This window comes from Glutamicibacter sp. AOP5-A2-18, from assembly GCF_052446055.1.
In the GTDB taxonomy this organism is placed as follows: domain Bacteria; phylum Actinomycetota; class Actinomycetes; order Actinomycetales; family Micrococcaceae; genus Glutamicibacter.
Map to the genome: position 1 here is coordinate 2,977,745 of NZ_JBQSVW010000001.1, position 15,394 is coordinate 2,993,138.

Genomic DNA, 15,394 nt, shown 5'->3' on the forward strand with positions numbered 1-15,394 from the left:
CCGTTTACACAAGAAGGTCACGTGCCTGCCCTACCATCTTCCATCATCGAGCCTCTCTGGCGCCAATTCGAAGCGTTGATCCCAGATCGGAACGTAACCCATCCACTGGGCTGCCACAAGCCACGGATCAGCGACCGGATCATCTTCGACAAACTCATCCAAGTCCTCGTCCTGGGCGCGGCCTACGAGAAAATCAGCGACACGACCTGCTCGGCCACCACCATCCGACGGCGCCGCGACGAATGGATCACCGCAGGGATCTTCCGCGAACTGGAGCAGATCTGCCTGGAATCCTACGACCGGATCATTGGACTGGACCTAGAGAATCTCGTCATCGACGGATGTCTGGTCAAAGCGCCGTGCGGCGGTGAAGCCGCCGGAAAATCCCCGGTAGACCGCGGCAAGCAAGGCACCAAACGCTCGCTGATGACCGACGGGAAAGGCATCCCGGTCGGCTGCATCACCGCAGGCGCGAACCGGCACGATTCCCCGTTGCTACGCCCCACGCTCGAACGCCTTTCCCGTTTCGGCTACCAGCTGCCAGAGCAGATTACCGTGCATCTGGATGCTGGATATGACAGCCGTAAAACACGGGAGCTGCTTACCGAGCTGGGTTGTGATTGGGAGATCAGTACCAAGGGCGAACCCTTGCAGGCCGGGGTCCGCTGGGTGGTGGAACGAACCAATTCGTGGCACAACCGGGGGTTCAAGAAATTGGCGATCTGCACCGAGCGCAAGGTCCGGGTCATTGACGCGTTGATCAGCCTCGCGAACAGTGTCATCGTGATCCGCAGGCTGATCGGGGAAGCGTGGGCGACCCATCGGTGGGATACGAGGCCTAATCGAAAGCCTTAAGAATCGTTTGTCCCCTATTGGCGCGATCTCTTACTTGATTGGCTTGTAGGTCTTGATGGTTTCTCCCTTGAAGAAGGATGGCAGGGTGATCCGCATGTAGATCATGACTACGACACCAAGCAGCAGAACTCCGACGCCAAGAATGAAGACCATTCCTACTCCCCCAATGTTGGATCCTGAACCGTAGTCGGGGTCCATCGACTCGAAGGCCGTGGCGAAGAACAACACCAGCAAAACCACGCCACCAATGAGTGGTGCCAGGAATTTGAAGATGACGTTTCTTGCACTGCTGAAGAGCTCTGCACGGAAATACCAAACGCAAGCCAATGCGGTCAGCCCGTAGTAGAAGCAGATCATCAGGCCAAGCGCGGTGATCGTATCCCAGAGGGCATTTTCAGAGACCAGACGGGTAACCACGTAGAACACTGCAGCTGCGGCAGCAGTAACAAAGGTAGCCACCGAAGGCGACATGAATCGTGGAGAGATCTTTGCGAAGCTGGTGGGCAAGGCCTTGTAGTAGCCCATGGCCAGCAAAGTACGTGCCGGGGAAACCATGGTGGACTGCAGCGAGGCTGCCGAGGAGGAGAGGATTGCCAAAGACATCAACAAGGCCAGCGGACCCATCACTGGACCGGAGAGCACAGCGAAAATTGATTCCTGATTTTCCGGGTTTCCAGCGCCTAAGCCTGTGGTTCCCACGCCCGCCCAGTACAGCACACCGAGGGATACTGCTACGTACAGCGCCATGATCAGCAGAACAGTCCACGTCGCACCTCGGCCCGGAACCTTCTTAGGATCCGTGGTTTCTTCGTTCATGGTCAGGGTGACATCCCAGCCCCAGAAAACGAAGATAGACAGTGAAATGCCGGCGGCAAAGGCCGAGAAACTCTCAACGCCAGCTGGGTTGAACATTTCCAAGGTAATCGGGGTTCGGTCAAAAGGTTGGTTTGAGGTAAAGGACATCACCGCGAACAGCAACAGCACCGCTACCTGGAACGCGACCAGACCGTACTGGAAGACCTTGGTTGCGTTCATGCCTCGATAGGAGATGAAGGCGGCAACAGCGATGAAGATCAAGGTAGTGGGAATGTTGATCCACAGATTGGTGGTCAGCTCAGCGATCTCGTCGTGACCGGTCAGTTGGGCCAGCAGGATGTAGAAGAAATCAACTGCGACAGCGGCCAGATTTGAAAGGACAATCACCGTGGCAGCCACCAGCCCCCAACCGCCCATCCAACCAATCATTGGTCCGAAGGCACGGGTAGCCCAGGTGAACGAGGTCCCTGAGTCGGGCATGGCATTGTTTAGCTCTCGGTAGCCCAAGGCCACCAACAGCATGGGCAAGAACCCTGCTAGCAAGATAGCTGGAAGACTGGTGCCTACTTCAGCCACCGTTGCGCCCAGTCCTGCGGTGAGGGTGTAGGCCGGGGCGATACTGGAAATTCCGATGACCACCAGGCCCATAACGCCTACGGTGCCCTTGGAGAGCCCTTTTTCGTGCAAACCGGTTTCAGCGGCTGCAGGATTAGAATCCTGCCTCAAGTCTTGCGACATGTTGGTTTACCTTTTGCTTTAGTGAGGCGATAAGTGCGTCGGTCAGAAGTACCGAGCCACCCTTCCTTCAAGATCTAAAAACGTGAAGCTAGTTGTCTGATCCCGGGTTAGGGATAACACCCATGGGCACCGAAAGCTTGCCGAGGATACGTTGGGCTTTAAGCCCGATAAAGAGCCTGCGGGCAGCCGCTAAGCGTGCTGAGCCAAGCAAGGCGAGATCGCCGTCTTGCCAGGAAAGCTGGCCAGTTGCTTCATCGAGGTTGCGCCCAACAACAACGTCAATAGTGGCGTCCAATTCCATGGACGCTGTCAGTTGCGAAAGGTAATCGCTGGTTGCCTGAACGTGGGCATCAAGATCCCGGTCTGGGTCTTGAACGTCGTAGGGCAAAACTAGGGTTGCTACTCGAAGTGGTACTGCGCAGGCTGTAGCAATTTGGGCCGAGAGTTCAATGACGTCTTTAGCTCCGGGCCGGTCCCCCACAAAGGCGGTCAGCCTGGTGAGCTTGCCGTTGGCAGCTCGCAAGGTTTCTATCGCAGTCGGTGAGGACATGAACACCGAAACTGGCGAGGAGTGCAACAACGCGTTGGCGATTGCCCCGGGCATGAAGAACCCTGCCCGGTGACGTTTGCGGCCGCCGAGCACGATGCCATCAGCATCAACCTGTTGAGCCAGTGAAATCAACCCTTCGGCCACGGAGGAGACTGATCTCGCCACCACCGAGGCCTGGATTCCTTCGGGCACCAGCGTCAGGGCGTGTTTTGCCCACTGGTCTACTTGAGCGGAGAGAATGGTTGAATATCCATGATCTCCACCCGGGTAGACAGCGCTAAAGGGTGCAGCAGCCGGAAGCACAACGGCAATGTGCAAGGACGCATCCGGGGTGGATGCAACAAGCGCGCTGGCCAGTTCGATAGCTTCGGCACCGCGTTCATCGGCGGTGTAACCTACAAGCAATTTCATGATTTAGGCGTTGACCTTATCTGCGGTAGAGGTCAGTGTCTGCACGCCATCGTAGTTCTCGTCGTAGCTGGTGCCATCAAGTTCTGCGATGATGCGTGCGGCCGAGCGGCGACCCATACGTACCGCGCCATCCACGTGCTGGTAGCCCTCGCCGGCTAAGTCCGAGGAGGAGAAATAGATTGGTCCGAGGTTATCGTTCTGGACGGGGCCAAAGCGGTGCAGACCACCTAGGTCATAGCTGGTTGCGTACGCTCCGCGGGTCCATTCTTCAGAGGCGAAATCCGAGAGGTAGAAGACCTTAGGATCCAGTGCCTTCTCCCCTAGGTAGTCGGCAATGCCCTGCAAGATGGCCTCGCGACGTGCCTCATCGTCTAGTTCCCACATTTCGTCGGCTTTCAGATCCGAGATGAAGCCCACCAAGGTTCCGGTGCTTTCTCCGGTGTAGGTGTTGTCGTAGAGTTCCTGGACTAGTGCGTTGGGCCCGAAGCAGGTTCCCGACAGTCCATCTTCGCGCCAGAACGGGGTTTCGTAAACGGCGTGCACCTTGATGACCAAGCCCATGGACTGGTGCTGATGGGTGACATGCTGCTTGCGTGGAAGCGCAGGAACGTAAGTGATTCGCGAGTACAGGTTAGGTGGAATTGCCACCACAACCTTCTTTGCCGAGACACTGACGGTCTGACCGTGCGCTACTACCCCGTCATCATTCCATTCCAGCTTCAGTACTGGGTTATTCAGGAAAACAATTTCTTCACCCAGTCGCGCAGCAACCGTCTTGGATACGCCCTGCATGGTGCCAACGATGCGGCGGTCAAGGATGAAATCTTCATCAACGAGGTTGTCGAAGGATCCCGCCGAGGAAGCCATCAATACTGCTTGAAGTGCAGAGAAGGTATGGGCTGGTTTGGTGAGCATGCCACCGGCAATAAAGAGGCCGACGTTGTTGCAGGCTAGTTCGTCCGAGGAGTGCTGACGCAGGAAGTGGTGGAAGGAAACCATGTCCAGTTCTTGGGCCTGTGGGTGTTCCCATGGCTTGTCTGGATTCATTTGTGCGGCCAGTTCGTTCATGATGCCGATGAGCTTGTTCATTTCGGCCACGCTGTCTTCGGAGACGGGGAAGTCTTCGCCCTCATAAACGATGGCTTCACCCTGCTCGTTCAGGTAGACACTTTTGCCGGCCTTGTAGCGTTCAAAGGTTTCGATGCCCAACTCGTTGATCAGCGAGTAGAGACCAGTTTGATCGGGACTGATCCACTGACCGCCGATTTCGATGGTGGCTCCGTCCATCTGGTCGCTCCAGGTGCGGCCGCCCACACGATCTCGAGCTTCGAGTACGGCGACAGACTTGCCTGCTTTGTTCAGCTCGTAGGCTGCGGTCAGACCCGATGGGCCAGCGCCAATGACAACTACGTCGCGTTCCAGATGTTCCATGAAAAGCTCCCTCAAACAATAAAATGAATTCGGTTCATTTACTTGTCATATAGCATAGGGGAAGAACATCGAGTTGTGAAGCAACCCACGTCAGGGAGAGAACGAATGACAGAATCCGGAACCAGGCGCGCAGGGCGACCACGCAAGGCGGTGCTCAACAGGGAACGTATTACCGTCAACGCGTTGGAACTGGTTTCCGATGGTGGTTATGAATCACTAACAATGCAGCGCCTGGCCAAGTCATTAGGTGTTTCACCCTCGGCTTTGTATAACCATGTGGATTCAAAACATGATCTGATGCAGTGGATTCAGGAACTGATCATGGCAGATATCGATACGTCAGTTTTTGATACAGAACCACTGCGAAATGCCTTAGTTCTTTGGGCGACCAACTACCGTAATATTTTCAGTCGGCACATTCCGCTCATCCCCATTATTGCGGTGCTTCCAGTCTCGGATTCGCCACGCACCTTGGGCATGTATGAGCGTGTAGCTCAAGGTCTCAAAGACTTCGGACTGGCCGAGAAGACGATCATTCCGACCATTGTTGCTTTGGAAGCTTTTATCTTTGGTTCGGCCATGGACACCGCAGCACCCCACGATATTTTTGATACCAGCAACCACCAAGATCTCACCCCACACTTCACCCAAGCGGTGGCGGCACAACGCGAAACACAGCTCAATACCAGCGATGATTCTTTCCAGCGTGGTCTCGCGGCCATGATCGATGGGCTCTTAGGCACAGGAAAAAGCAATGACTGACCCGCAGCGCAAGCCCAGCCGATTCGCGCTGAACGTCAAGCAGATCATGGCCATCGCCTTGGTGATTCTCGCTCTGGTATTCATCTTGCAGAACCTGACCTATGTGCGGGTGGAGTTTTTCTTGATCCACTCCGCGGCACCACTATGGCTGGTCCTACTAGTAACTCTGGCGGTCGGCTATGTGATCGGATGGATTTCCAAGCGCCGAGATTAGTCTTCTAAGATTGCCCATTCTCCGACTTCTTCATTCTGCGAGTCGTAGACATCTTCTTGAGACCCCGGTTCCAGCGGATACATGGCCACGCGTTGCGACCAGTCCCCCAGAATCCGTTGAAGCTCTTCTAGTGGCTTGAGTTGCATGTTCTCGGTATCGAAGTTGACTTCCAAAACAAAACGCATGGCCTGCTCCTTGTTCACCTAGGTCTGGTCATCCTATGCCCGCAGATGAAGAAAAACGAGAGCTATAAGGCGTGCCGCGTTCAAAGTTTTCTGTCCACAAAAAGAAATGGTGAGCTTCCAAGTTATCTTGGAACCTCACCATCAATTTCACACTGCGGGGTCTACTGAGCGCCACCCATATATGCCAGCGACTGGATCGCTTCGTTTCCGCCGACTTTGTACAGAGCCAAAACCAGTCCGCCAAAAACAATGCCCATCACAGCGCTGAAGCCAAGGGAAATCTTGATCAAAGAACGGACCTCACCGCGGCTCACTTCAGCTTCATCATTCAGGTACCGCACCGCACCTCGACTAAAGCTGGCGGCCGGGATCAGTGATGGGGTGGAAAAGGTGAGCAAGTTGGATGCGGTATCCATCTGACCATCACGCAACACAGCAACAGTTGAACGGGTCTTACGATCCTGGCGAAGCTTAACGATGTTGGCACCGTGCCGTGCCAAAAGAATATCTTCGCCCAAAGGGATCGTTGCCATACCTGTTGCTCCTAGTTCATTTCCATCACGTCTTTCCAGCTATAACCATCATTTCTGAACCGTTTTAGCTGCGGAAGTCTTTTGTCGAGAACCACACACGCACTTGTGATGCAATCCGCACGGTTCTGGGGCTAAATCGAGTTTTCGGTGACCGGGGACATAGCGCCAAAACAATTGACCTACATTTTTGTGGCAGCTTTTGGCATGCAAAAGCCCCAGGCTGTTTGATCAACCTGGGGCCGAATGCTCTAACGATGAATCTGTTTAGACAGTTTTCAAATCGTTCTCATTGTTCTTGCGCTGGCGCTTGGCCTCGCGGATCTGCATGTTCAGATCATGGTTTGATAGATCCTCAGGCGAGGCAATCCCATACTTATAGGCCTTGGCCACCAGAGCCTGGCGAATTTCTGTCTGGTGTTCTTGCTTGTAACGAAGAACCATCACGATGCTCACGATGGCCAAAACCGCCAGAGTCACCACGGCCGTTACGATTGTTGTTTCCAAATTCATTATCTTCTCGACCTCCCCATTCTTCAGTCGCTTCCGTATGTGGTCCATCCGTTTGGTCAAAGTAAATCTTTGACGGCCAGAGGACCGCGGTATTGCTAAGAGAAGAACAACAAGTTTAGCACATTTCTTCGAAGTAGACCCATTGCGTGGATCACTCCTACGAAAATCTGCGGGGTACTTCGCCTGAGTTTAAGGCCTAAAATTCGCCACTTCCCTGCCCGTGTTCGAACACCAGAGAAGTTTGTGTGGTCGCAACGGCAGGATTAGCTGAAAGGTTATCAAGTACAAACTGTCGCACGTCGGCAGAGTTGCGCACCGCCACATGCAAGACAAAGTCATCGGCGCCACCCAAGAAGAACAGCTGGCGCACCCCAGACTTGGAACGCATTTCACTAGCAAAGTTAGACATAAGATGTCGGGCGCCCGGGCGGATCTTCACAAAGATCAACGCCTCCAATTCGCGCCCCAAGACCTGCGGATCCACCTCGATGGTGAAGCGAGAAATCACTCCGGAATCGCGTAAAGCATTCAACCGTGCCAAACAGGTCGAAGCCGCGATACCGAGCTCCTGCGCCAACGAGTTATTTGTTCGCCGTGAGTTCTTGCTCAGCAAAGCTAACAGCTTGCGGTCGATTTCATCGAGCTGCACAGGACTGTTCTCTGACTTGGATAAGTTCAGCGACATTTGCCGTACCTACTCTCAGTGTTCGCGGTTTGACCCACTCATCATACGGCCGGTCAGCCCTTTATTTCTGAAGGTTGTTCTGCATCCGGCGCCTGCTTCTCGCGCTCGCGAGTGCGCCAGCGAAGGACAACAAACGCGACTATGGCTAGCAGGACAATGCCTGCCACAATCCATGGCCGGTCCAACGCCAACCACGCGTAGAACACAGCCATACCAATACTTGTGTAAATCAAGGCCCACAATGCCGCGCCAAGTGCCACGGCCGGGACATATCGACGCAGTGGCATCTTACTTATCCCAGCAGAGAGGTTGACCGTGCTTTGCACACCCACAGTCAAGAAACTCAACGGAACCGCTAGTGCACCCCAGCGTTGGATGAACCTTTGGGCTTTGAGATACCCCGGAGCGTGAAGCCGCTTCTCAAAGCGGCTACGCTCCACACCCTTGGCAATCCCGCGGCCCACCCAGTACGTCGCGTTGCCACGAGTGAAGGCGCCAAGAAAGAAGAACAACAACGTCACCCCAAAAGGTGCGTCGTTGATCAACCACGAGATAGAGTCACCCAAGGCTATGGAACACACTTAATTTTTCGCACCAGCACTGCACCGAGCAGCGAGACGACTACCGAGCAAAGGAACAAGGTCGGATAACCACCAAGCCAAGTCACTGCCAGCCAGGCCACCAGCGGGGCGACCACCTGAGGCAAGGAATTGGCAATATTGATCATGCCAAGATCCTTGCCGCGTGAATCGGCTGTAGGAAGCACCTGCGTCAGCAAGGCGAAGTCCACCGCAAGGTAGGCACCAAATCCGATGCCTAGCAGCACCGCAGCAATCAGTGCCATGGCAAAGGTAGATGAGACTGCCATAACCCCTGCTGCACAGGCGACAATCACTGAAGAAATGATGACGTACTTCTTACGCTTACCATCGCGATCAGAAAGTTTTCCGGATATCACCGAAGAGAAAATAACGCAGAACGCATAGACGGCGGTCAGCACCAAAACACCCTGTGCAGGGTTTGGATGACCAATGGCGTCTTGCAGGAAGTACAAGAGGTAGACCAGGCACAGCTGGCTACCGAGGTAGAGCAGGAACCGCGTCAGCCAGGCCCAACCGAAGTCCTTGTGCTTGACCGGGTTGATCCAGAAACTTTGAGCAAATTGCAACGCCGTGATGGGTTCTAGTGCTGCCTTGGGTAGCACTGAGTCCTTGCGCATCAAGACAAAAGGGACGGCGCAAATGGCCACAGCGATGGCGACCAACGCGTAACCGAAGACTAGATCGCCAGCGGCCACCATGCCGATGACCGCACCTATGAGCGAACCGCAAGTTTGTCCCAGCGCTACTAATCCGCCCACAATGCCGCGTTGTTCTACCGGGACACGATCCGGGATGGCAGCAAAGATGGCAGCTACCGCAGCGTTTCCAGCGGCCTGCATCAAAGCCCAGCCAAGGACCAGAAGCCCTACGGTATGGGCCGTTGACATGAGCAACAGGGCGAGGGCCCCGCACAGGGTTCCGCACAATACCCACGGAATTCGACGGCCAAACCGAGAGGTAGTGCGGTCACTGAGGGCACCAAAGAGTGGATTAGCAACCATGGACACGGCCGCTCCCACACCGATCACCAAGGACAAGATGGCACCCTTTTGACTAGCGTCCAGTTGCTCGGCATGCAGCCCAAGGAGCACCTGAATGGGGGCGAAAAAGCCGATATTGATACCAATGTGGACGGTGACCACCGCAGCAATCCAACCGCGGCTCACTCGCTGTGTAGGTACCTGCAGAGCCAAAGGTAGCTTCGCTGGTTCGGCTGTGCTCATTGTCAGTTCCGCCCTAATTCGCGAGGTCCCACACTCGGGTCCTCCAATTCTTCAACGCTGAGCGAGGCAGACCGAGCGATCAGCCGCTTCACGGCCTTGGCCATCAGCCCGCCATCAATCATGCTAGCTGCCACCAAAGCACCCTGAGCATTTAGCCCGAAGGTCACTTGGATCTTACCTCGACGGTTGTAACGATGAACGGTACGCACCGCTTGATCAAAATCGCCGACACTTTCCACATGCATCTCATGGCGGTCGGACCAGAACCACGGCACCGAACGCTTTACTGGGTCCGTGCCGAGGATGGTTGCTGCCGCTTGGGCCGCATCTTCCATAGCAGCTTCCCAGTGCACGGTCCGGCGAGCGCCCTGGTGTCGCGACGCATCCCCGATGGCCAGTACCTGTGGCTGTGTGATGGAGCGTTGCTGCGCGTTGACCACAATGCCGTTGTCCACGGCTAATCCCATGGAGGCAGCCAACGCGGTATCTGGTTGGACACCGATGGCGCTAACGATCAAGTCAGCTTCGATGCGCTCACCGTCCACAACTACATGATCCGCAGCGATGCTGCTTGTAGTTCCGGTGATAGTTCGAATGCCACGTTGTGCATGTTCAGCGTGTAGTTGTTCGGCCAAATCCTGGCCGAGCATGGCGCTTAGTGGAGCATCATTATTAGAAATCAGGGTGACCTGTGCTCCGAGCATGCTAGCGGTGGAAGCAAATTCGGCACCAATCAGTCCGGCCCCGATGACCACCACTTGGAAGCCAAACATGGCCGAATCGATAATTTCTGCCAGTGCCACAGCGTCGGCCGCGGTGTGCAGCGTGTGTGCGTGTTCAGCCCCGGGCAGACTTAGCCGATTCGGCACGGTACCGGTAGCGAGGACAACCCAATCCGTTTCCGAATCTGGCAGTTTAACCTCGGTGATTGTTTCTTGGATGAGGTTGATACGGTGCTGCTGGTACCAAGCAACCGGAGCAAAGGGCTCAACCTGCAAGGCTTTACTCAGCGCCGGACGATCATAGGGTAAGCCCTGGGCGTCGCTGATCGTAATGGTACCGGCATACTGCTTTTGCACCAGTTCGCGCGCCAAGGTGTAACCGGCAACGCCACCGCCGATGATGTGGACCGAAGGCATTTAGACTTCGAGCTCCAAAAAACCATCCACGACGTTCACCGTGTAGGTGCGCGCGTCTACCGTTGCTGGCATGCACTGCACTCGGCCGGTCTTTAGATCAAAGGTTGAGGAGTGAATTGGGCACTCCACCGAGCAGTCTTCAATCCACCCATCGGAGAGGGACGCAACCTCGTGGGTGCACTCGTCTTGAAGGGCATAGAAGTTGCCGTCTTCGGCATGGAAGATCGCAATGTCTTCGGTGGCACCGCTGTCCTTGGAATCTACCAGCAGGGATTCGCCTTCTGGGACTAGATCTACGGGACCGACTCGATAGCTCACGATGACTCCTTTAATGCTCAATACTGATCAGTCTCATCTTGTCATCTATTGATCGCCAGCACCTAGCTGGCAGATCACGATGACCGTGCTTTTCTGACTAGTTCCCAAATCCATAGCGCGAGACCAGCTCCTGCAGGGCATGATCGGCGGGTAGTTGCGCCAACAGTTGCACTCCGTCCAACCCCGATCCGGTGACAGACTGAATCTGCAATCCGGGGTGTAGTCGGTGCAGCTCCGTCTCGAAGGCAGCTTTCAGATACTCACCTTCAAACACACCGCCGATTGCGGCTACTGGAACGTTCCCGTCGGCTTTCTCTAGGCCCACGCGCCGCAAGGCTGTGGCAATCGAATCAGCCAGTTCCTCTCCGGCTCTGCGACAGATCTGTGCAGCAATGGCATCACTGAAGGCAAGTTCGGCAACGGTGGTGGCAAAGGAGGCCACCGTAGAAACCCTGTCGGGAAGTGCTTGTAAGTCAATGTAGGCCTCGGATAGATCGGGCCAACGTTCTTGCACAGCAGCGGTGAGTGCGGTGGCTTGTCCGCGTCCGTCAAAGTCACGCATCACTGCGATGAGTGCTTGCTGGCCAATCCAGTAACCACTACCGGCGTCGCCCATAATATGGCCCCACCCATCAACTCGGGCTACGCTGCCAGGGCCAACACCGAGGGTGACCACTCCGGTACCGGCAGCAACCACGGCGCCGTGTTCGTTGCCCAAGGCGCCGAGGTAGCTGGTGACCGAGTCATGGGCCAAGGCAACACGTTCAACTGTGGTTGATTCGATCAGTTCGAAGAGTTGATGTGCGTCGTGTTCTTCTTTGACCAAGCCGGTGGTGCCTACGGTTACCGTGCCAATGTCCACCGGGCTTGCTGCGATGAACTCATTGATCACACGTGCCAACTGAGGCAGGACCGGCTCGTCGGTTTGGACACCAGGAAATTTCGAGTCAGTGCGCTCACCATCAAATTCAAGACGAAGTTTGATCCCGCTTTGCCCACCGTCAACGGCCAATAATCCAGTTGTCATCTACCTGCTCCTGTTTGTGCTTGGTTTTCAGATTACTTTGAGAACCCGTCCGGGTGCCCCAAGAGCTCGCATTTTTGGACCGAGGACTTCGCTGCGAGTCACGCAATCGTCAGGCGAGCAGTCGTAACTACTTGACGTAGCATCGTCAGAAAAATCATCGTACCGATTACTCAATGAATTAGGCAATGAACCATAGACCCGCTTCTCCGCGCTAAAAGTCGCCGAAATTTTCACTTTATTCTCGGCCTAACCCACGGTACGTCTCGAATAAATTCCATGAGTCACGAAAAATAGTTAGGCGTTTGCCGTAGTCAGAGCGAATCTGAAATTTTTAGATCACCTTATCGCGCAAGTAACTGGCATTCATTTTTCGAAGCCTTGAAAATCGTTAGATTCCCTGCAGCGAAAGTGTGAAGTGAGTTTTTAGCACATGCAGGAATATAAAAGATTTATTTGAGAACTACTTCCTTTCTGGATATCGCAGGCGCTACGCTCCATATCGGCACACCCCATTTCGCTTGATCACCGAACCTTGTGCGCCCAAAACCCACTAAGGAGAACATCAATGGCACGTTTTTCTGCCCCACTTCGACGATCCTTGGCTGCGTCCACCGCAGTCGTGATCGGTTTGGCCGGCTTAGGGGCCGGCGCAATGTCCGCCTCAGCACAGCCCGTAACGGCACCGGCAGAAAAGTCCGCTCCCGCACCAAGCAACGATGCGAAGGTTACGATCGGTTCACCCCAGTCCGGTGAGTCCTACGACCAGTTCATCGTCACTTACAAGGCGTCAACCCAGAGCGTCGACAAGCAGAGCCGGGCCAAGGCTTGGGGCAAAGCAGCCAAGGACGCCGGAGTTTCGGTCAAGGAACTGCGCGCCATGGCCACCGGAGGTTTTGTTCTCACGGCTGACAAGAAACTCAAGGGCGCCGACGCCGAAGAGTTTATGGCAGAAATTGCCAAGTCTGGACTGGTTGAAGCAGTCGAGCCTGATGCCCTGATGGAGATCTCCCTATCGCCCAACGACACCCGCTACAGCGAACAATGGGACTTCCACGGAACCAACGGCATGCGTATCCCTTCTGCGTGGGACATCGGCACCGGCACCGGCAGTATTGTGGCCGTCTTGGACACCGGAATCACCTCCCATACGGATCTGAACTCCAACGTGATTTCAGGCTATGACTTCGTTTCCAGCTCAACTTCGGCGCGTGACGGCAACGGCCGAGATTCCAACCCACAAGACCAGGGCGACTGGTACGCAGCTGGCGAATGCGGCAGCAGTTACGCCGGAAACTCCTCATGGCACGGCACCCACGTAGCTGGCACCGTCGCGGCAGTCACCGGCAACTCCAGCGGCGTCGCCGGAGTTGCACCCAACGCCAAGATTCAACCGGTACGCGTCCTAGCGAAGTGCGGCGGCAGCCTCTCTGATATCGCAGATGCGATCATCTGGGCCTCCGGTGGCACCGTGCCTGGCATCCCAGCCAACTCGACCCCGGCTGACACCATCAACATGTCGCTCGGTGGCGGTGGATCCTGCGGAACCACGTACCAAGCAGCTATCGATAGCGCGGTCTCTCGCGGAACTTCGGTAGTGGTTGCGGCAGGTAATGAAAGCCAAAACGCTTCGAACTCACGCCCAGCAAACTGCAACAACGTGATTACGGTAGCTGCCAGCAACCCATCGGGAGCACCGTCGTATTACACAAACTACGGCTCTGCAGTTGACGTGACCGCCCCTGGTGGCGACACCCGCTACGCAGGCCAAGGCATTCTTTCCACTATCAACACCGGCACCACCACCCCATCAAGCCAGGGTTACACCTTCTACCAAGGCACTTCCATGGCTACACCACACGTGGCAGGAATGGTGGCTCTGATGAAGTCCGTCAGCCCATCCATGTCCCCTGCTCAGGTGGAAACCGTGTTGAAGAACGGCACCCGCGCTATGCCAGGCGGTTGCAGCATCGGCTGTGGTGCAGGCTTGGTCGATGCCACGAAGATCATGACAAACCTGGGTGGAACCACCCCGGACCCAACTCCCGAGCCCAGCGGCAATCTATTGAAGAACCCAGGCTTTGAAAGCGGTGCCGACTCCTGGACCGCCAATCGTGCCGACACCTTTGAAACCGGAACAGCTGCTCGCACCGGCAACGGTTTGGCCGGTCTCAACGGATGGGGTACAGCAAGCACCTACACCCTGGATCAGCAGGTCACCATTCCTTCTACTGCTACCACTGCAGATTTGAAGTTCTACCTGCGGGTGCTGACCGACGAAACCACTGCGTCCACCCAATACGACAAGCTCACCGTTCAGGTACTCGATGGTTCAAGCACCTACAACGTCGGTACATGGTCAAACCTCGACGCAAGCTCGTCCTACGCGCAGAAAAGCATCAACCTGAACAACTAACCGCGGCAAGACCGTCACCTTGCGTTTCAGGGGTGTTGAAGACAGCTCCCAGGCAACAACCTTCCGCATCGACGACACCTCGCTAGCCACCAACTAGTCCTTCAAAGAAGTATCAAGAACCAAAAAATAGTGAAGCCGGTCAGCGGATTTTGACGGTCGTCGCAGCACCGACGGTCTAGGCCTCTACAAATGATTCACGCATACGCTCGGCTGGAGTCTTCCAGTCGAGCGTTTTGCGTGGACCGATAATCAACGCGCAAGCTCTCATTGACGCGTTAGATCAACAGCTCATTGGCGGAGCAGCATTAGACGTCTGGTGGGACGCCCCGACAGGCACCGTTGCGCCCGTGCTAACTCAACGGTTGGCTGCGCATCCATTGGTCATTGCCACACCACATTATTCGGAGCACTCGCGAGAAACTTTTCTTTCTCGGGTGAAGGAAATCTGCTCCAATATCAATGACTTTGCCTCGGTAGCTGAACAGCGCAAAGGACTAAATTCTCCTGAGGTGGCCTCGACTCCCTAGAATAGTTCCTATGCAAGATGAAACGCTGTTGCAGACGGTTGAAGATGAGTTCACTGCCATACTTTTGCACGCACGAGATATGATAGTTCGCCGCGCAAAAGCGGTCCACCCGGACTTGCAAGCGCCTGGTTACCGCCTGCTCGGACTTGTCATCCGCGAAGATGCTCAGCAACAGGGCACTTTGGCCGAGAAGCTTCGTCTAGATAAGGCAACTATTTCTCGACTGGTTCAGCAGCTAGAGTCCTTGGGCCTAGTGAACCGAACCCAGGATCCCTCTGACGGCCGCGCTCAACTGGTCTCTGCCACGGCACTGGCTAGAGACAAGTGGCGCGACAGCGGAAACACCCTGCGTCAGGAACTGCGCCGCCAGCTCACCGAATGGGAAGCTAGCGAACTACAAAACTTTGGACAGCTGTTGCACCGACTGAACATCAGTTTCGAAGAGCTGACCTAAA

The 15,394-nt window shown here is 55.4% G+C and carries 18 protein-coding genes; 6 read left to right on the top strand and 12 right to left on the bottom strand.

Annotation, left to right across the window (positions count from 1 at the left end):
• Positions 1 to 21: 21 nt before the first annotated feature.
• Entirely contained in the window at positions 22 to 855 is an 834-nt protein-coding gene (locus tag ACT3RW_RS14300) for an IS5 family transposase (RefSeq protein WP_444613281.1), read from the top strand.
• Between the two features lie 30 nt (positions 856 to 885).
• Here the strand turns inward: ACT3RW_RS14300 and ACT3RW_RS14305 are convergent, their stop codons facing one another.
• From ACT3RW_RS14305 to ACT3RW_RS14315, 3 genes are all read right to left on the bottom strand, one after another.
• Entirely contained in the window at positions 886 to 2,409 is a 1,524-nt protein-coding gene (locus ACT3RW_RS14305) for an APC family permease (RefSeq protein WP_444614197.1), read from the bottom strand.
• Between the two features lie 88 nt (positions 2,410 to 2,497).
• The gene (locus tag ACT3RW_RS14310) at positions 2,498 to 3,370 is read right to left on the bottom strand and encodes a universal stress protein (RefSeq protein ID WP_444614198.1); all 873 of its coding nucleotides are present in this window, start codon (positions 3,368 to 3,370) and stop codon (positions 2,498 to 2,500) included.
• Between the two features lie 3 nt (positions 3,371 to 3,373).
• A complete protein-coding gene (locus ACT3RW_RS14315) occupies positions 3,374 to 4,801 on the bottom strand; it encodes a flavin monoamine oxidase family protein (RefSeq protein ID WP_444614199.1) in 1,428 nt (475 codons plus the stop codon).
• Positions 4,802 to 4,906: 105 nt separating this feature from the next.
• Between ACT3RW_RS14315 and ACT3RW_RS14320 the strand changes: the two genes are divergently transcribed.
• Positions 4,907 to 5,563: a TetR/AcrR family transcriptional regulator gene (locus tag ACT3RW_RS14320; protein ID WP_444614200.1), complete on the top strand. Its 657-nt coding sequence runs from the start codon at positions 4,907 to 4,909 to the stop codon at positions 5,561 to 5,563.
• The gene (locus ACT3RW_RS14325) at positions 5,556 to 5,777 is read left to right on the top strand and encodes a hypothetical protein (protein ID WP_444614201.1); all 222 of its coding nucleotides are present in this window, start codon (positions 5,556 to 5,558) and stop codon (positions 5,775 to 5,777) included. The genes ACT3RW_RS14320 and ACT3RW_RS14325 overlap by 8 nt, the downstream gene beginning before the upstream one ends.
• Here the strand turns inward: ACT3RW_RS14325 and ACT3RW_RS14330 are convergent.
• The 9 genes from ACT3RW_RS14330 to ACT3RW_RS14370 form a co-directional block, all read right to left on the bottom strand.
• Positions 5,774 to 5,962, bottom strand: a complete 189-nt coding sequence (locus ACT3RW_RS14330) for a hypothetical protein (protein WP_131089134.1) — start codon at positions 5,960 to 5,962, stop codon at positions 5,774 to 5,776. The two genes, ACT3RW_RS14325 and ACT3RW_RS14330, sit on opposite strands and share 4 nt — an antisense overlap.
• A gap of 161 nt (positions 5,963 to 6,123) precedes the next feature.
• Complete coding sequence (locus tag ACT3RW_RS14335) at positions 6,124 to 6,495, bottom strand: hypothetical protein (RefSeq protein ID WP_444614202.1); 372 nt, start codon at positions 6,493 to 6,495, stop codon at positions 6,124 to 6,126.
• Positions 6,496 to 6,759: 264 nt separating this feature from the next.
• Complete coding sequence (locus ACT3RW_RS14340) at positions 6,760 to 6,999, bottom strand: hypothetical protein (protein WP_262199374.1); 240 nt, start codon at positions 6,997 to 6,999, stop codon at positions 6,760 to 6,762.
• 202 nt (positions 7,000 to 7,201) lie between these two features.
• Complete coding sequence (locus ACT3RW_RS14345; protein WP_131089137.1) at positions 7,202 to 7,690, bottom strand: Lrp/AsnC family transcriptional regulator; 489 nt, start codon at positions 7,688 to 7,690, stop codon at positions 7,202 to 7,204.
• Positions 7,691 to 7,743: 53 nt separating this feature from the next.
• Positions 7,744 to 8,256: a DedA family protein gene (locus ACT3RW_RS14350; protein WP_444614203.1), complete on the bottom strand. Its 513-nt coding sequence runs from the start codon at positions 8,254 to 8,256 to the stop codon at positions 7,744 to 7,746.
• 2 nt (positions 8,257 to 8,258) lie between these two features.
• Positions 8,259 to 9,515: an MFS transporter gene (locus ACT3RW_RS14355; protein ID WP_444614204.1), complete on the bottom strand. Its 1,257-nt coding sequence runs from the start codon at positions 9,513 to 9,515 to the stop codon at positions 8,259 to 8,261.
• 2 nt (positions 9,516 to 9,517) lie between these two features.
• Positions 9,518 to 10,654: an NAD(P)/FAD-dependent oxidoreductase gene (locus ACT3RW_RS14360; protein ID WP_444614205.1), complete on the bottom strand. Its 1,137-nt coding sequence runs from the start codon at positions 10,652 to 10,654 to the stop codon at positions 9,518 to 9,520.
• The gene (locus ACT3RW_RS14365; protein WP_131089141.1) at positions 10,655 to 10,972 is read right to left on the bottom strand and encodes a bifunctional 3-phenylpropionate/cinnamic acid dioxygenase ferredoxin subunit; all 318 of its coding nucleotides are present in this window, start codon (positions 10,970 to 10,972) and stop codon (positions 10,655 to 10,657) included.
• Between the two features lie 97 nt (positions 10,973 to 11,069).
• Positions 11,070 to 11,999 carry an N-acetylglucosamine kinase gene (locus ACT3RW_RS14370; RefSeq protein WP_444614206.1) on the bottom strand — a complete coding sequence of 310 codons (930 nt, stop codon included), beginning with the start codon at positions 11,997 to 11,999 and terminating at the stop codon, positions 11,070 to 11,072.
• A gap of 565 nt (positions 12,000 to 12,564) precedes the next feature.
• Between ACT3RW_RS14370 and ACT3RW_RS14375 the strand changes: the two genes are divergently transcribed.
• From ACT3RW_RS14375 to ACT3RW_RS14385, 3 genes are all read left to right on the top strand, one after another.
• Positions 12,565 to 14,412, top strand: a complete 1,848-nt coding sequence (locus tag ACT3RW_RS14375) for a S8 family peptidase (protein WP_444614207.1) — start codon at positions 12,565 to 12,567, stop codon at positions 14,410 to 14,412.
• Positions 14,413 to 14,645: 233 nt separating this feature from the next.
• Complete coding sequence (locus ACT3RW_RS14380) at positions 14,646 to 14,939, top strand: NAD(P)-dependent oxidoreductase (RefSeq protein WP_444614208.1); 294 nt, start codon at positions 14,646 to 14,648, stop codon at positions 14,937 to 14,939.
• Between the two features lie 10 nt (positions 14,940 to 14,949).
• A complete protein-coding gene (locus ACT3RW_RS14385) occupies positions 14,950 to 15,393 on the top strand; it encodes a MarR family winged helix-turn-helix transcriptional regulator (protein WP_444614209.1) in 444 nt (147 codons plus the stop codon).
• Position 15,394: the final 1 nt, after the last annotated feature.

What these genes read in the sequence shown, in the direction of transcription:
- ACT3RW_RS14355 (WP_444614204.1), bottom strand. Translation starts at nt 9,515, where the DNA reads ATGAGCACAGCCGAACCAGCGAAGCTACCTTTGGCTCTGCAGGTACCT.
- ACT3RW_RS14325 (WP_444614201.1), top strand. Translation starts at nt 5,556, where the DNA reads ATGACTGACCCGCAGCGCAAGCCCAGCCGATTCGCGCTGAACGTCAAG.
- ACT3RW_RS14330 (WP_131089134.1), bottom strand. Translation starts at nt 5,962, where the DNA reads ATGCGTTTTGTTTTGGAAGTCAACTTCGATACCGAGAACATGCAACTC.
- ACT3RW_RS14315 (WP_444614199.1), bottom strand. Translation starts at nt 4,801, where the DNA reads ATGGAACATCTGGAACGCGACGTAGTTGTCATTGGCGCTGGCCCATCG.
- ACT3RW_RS14345 (WP_131089137.1), bottom strand. Translation starts at nt 7,690, where the DNA reads ATGTCGCTGAACTTATCCAAGTCAGAGAACAGTCCTGTGCAGCTCGAT.
- ACT3RW_RS14305 (WP_444614197.1), bottom strand. Translation starts at nt 2,409, where the DNA reads ATGTCGCAAGACTTGAGGCAGGATTCTAATCCTGCAGCCGCTGAAACC.
- ACT3RW_RS14385 (WP_444614209.1), top strand. Translation starts at nt 14,950, where the DNA reads ATGCAAGATGAAACGCTGTTGCAGACGGTTGAAGATGAGTTCACTGCC.
- ACT3RW_RS14335 (WP_444614202.1), bottom strand. Translation starts at nt 6,495, where the DNA reads ATGGCAACGATCCCTTTGGGCGAAGATATTCTTTTGGCACGGCACGGT.
- ACT3RW_RS14375 (WP_444614207.1), top strand. Translation starts at nt 12,565, where the DNA reads ATGGCACGTTTTTCTGCCCCACTTCGACGATCCTTGGCTGCGTCCACC.
- ACT3RW_RS14370 (WP_444614206.1), bottom strand. Translation starts at nt 11,999, where the DNA reads ATGACAACTGGATTATTGGCCGTTGACGGTGGGCAAAGCGGGATCAAA.
- ACT3RW_RS14320 (WP_444614200.1), top strand. Translation starts at nt 4,907, where the DNA reads ATGACAGAATCCGGAACCAGGCGCGCAGGGCGACCACGCAAGGCGGTG.
- ACT3RW_RS14310 (WP_444614198.1), bottom strand. Translation starts at nt 3,370, where the DNA reads ATGAAATTGCTTGTAGGTTACACCGCCGATGAACGCGGTGCCGAAGCT.
- ACT3RW_RS14360 (WP_444614205.1), bottom strand. Translation starts at nt 10,654, where the DNA reads ATGCCTTCGGTCCACATCATCGGCGGTGGCGTTGCCGGTTACACCTTG.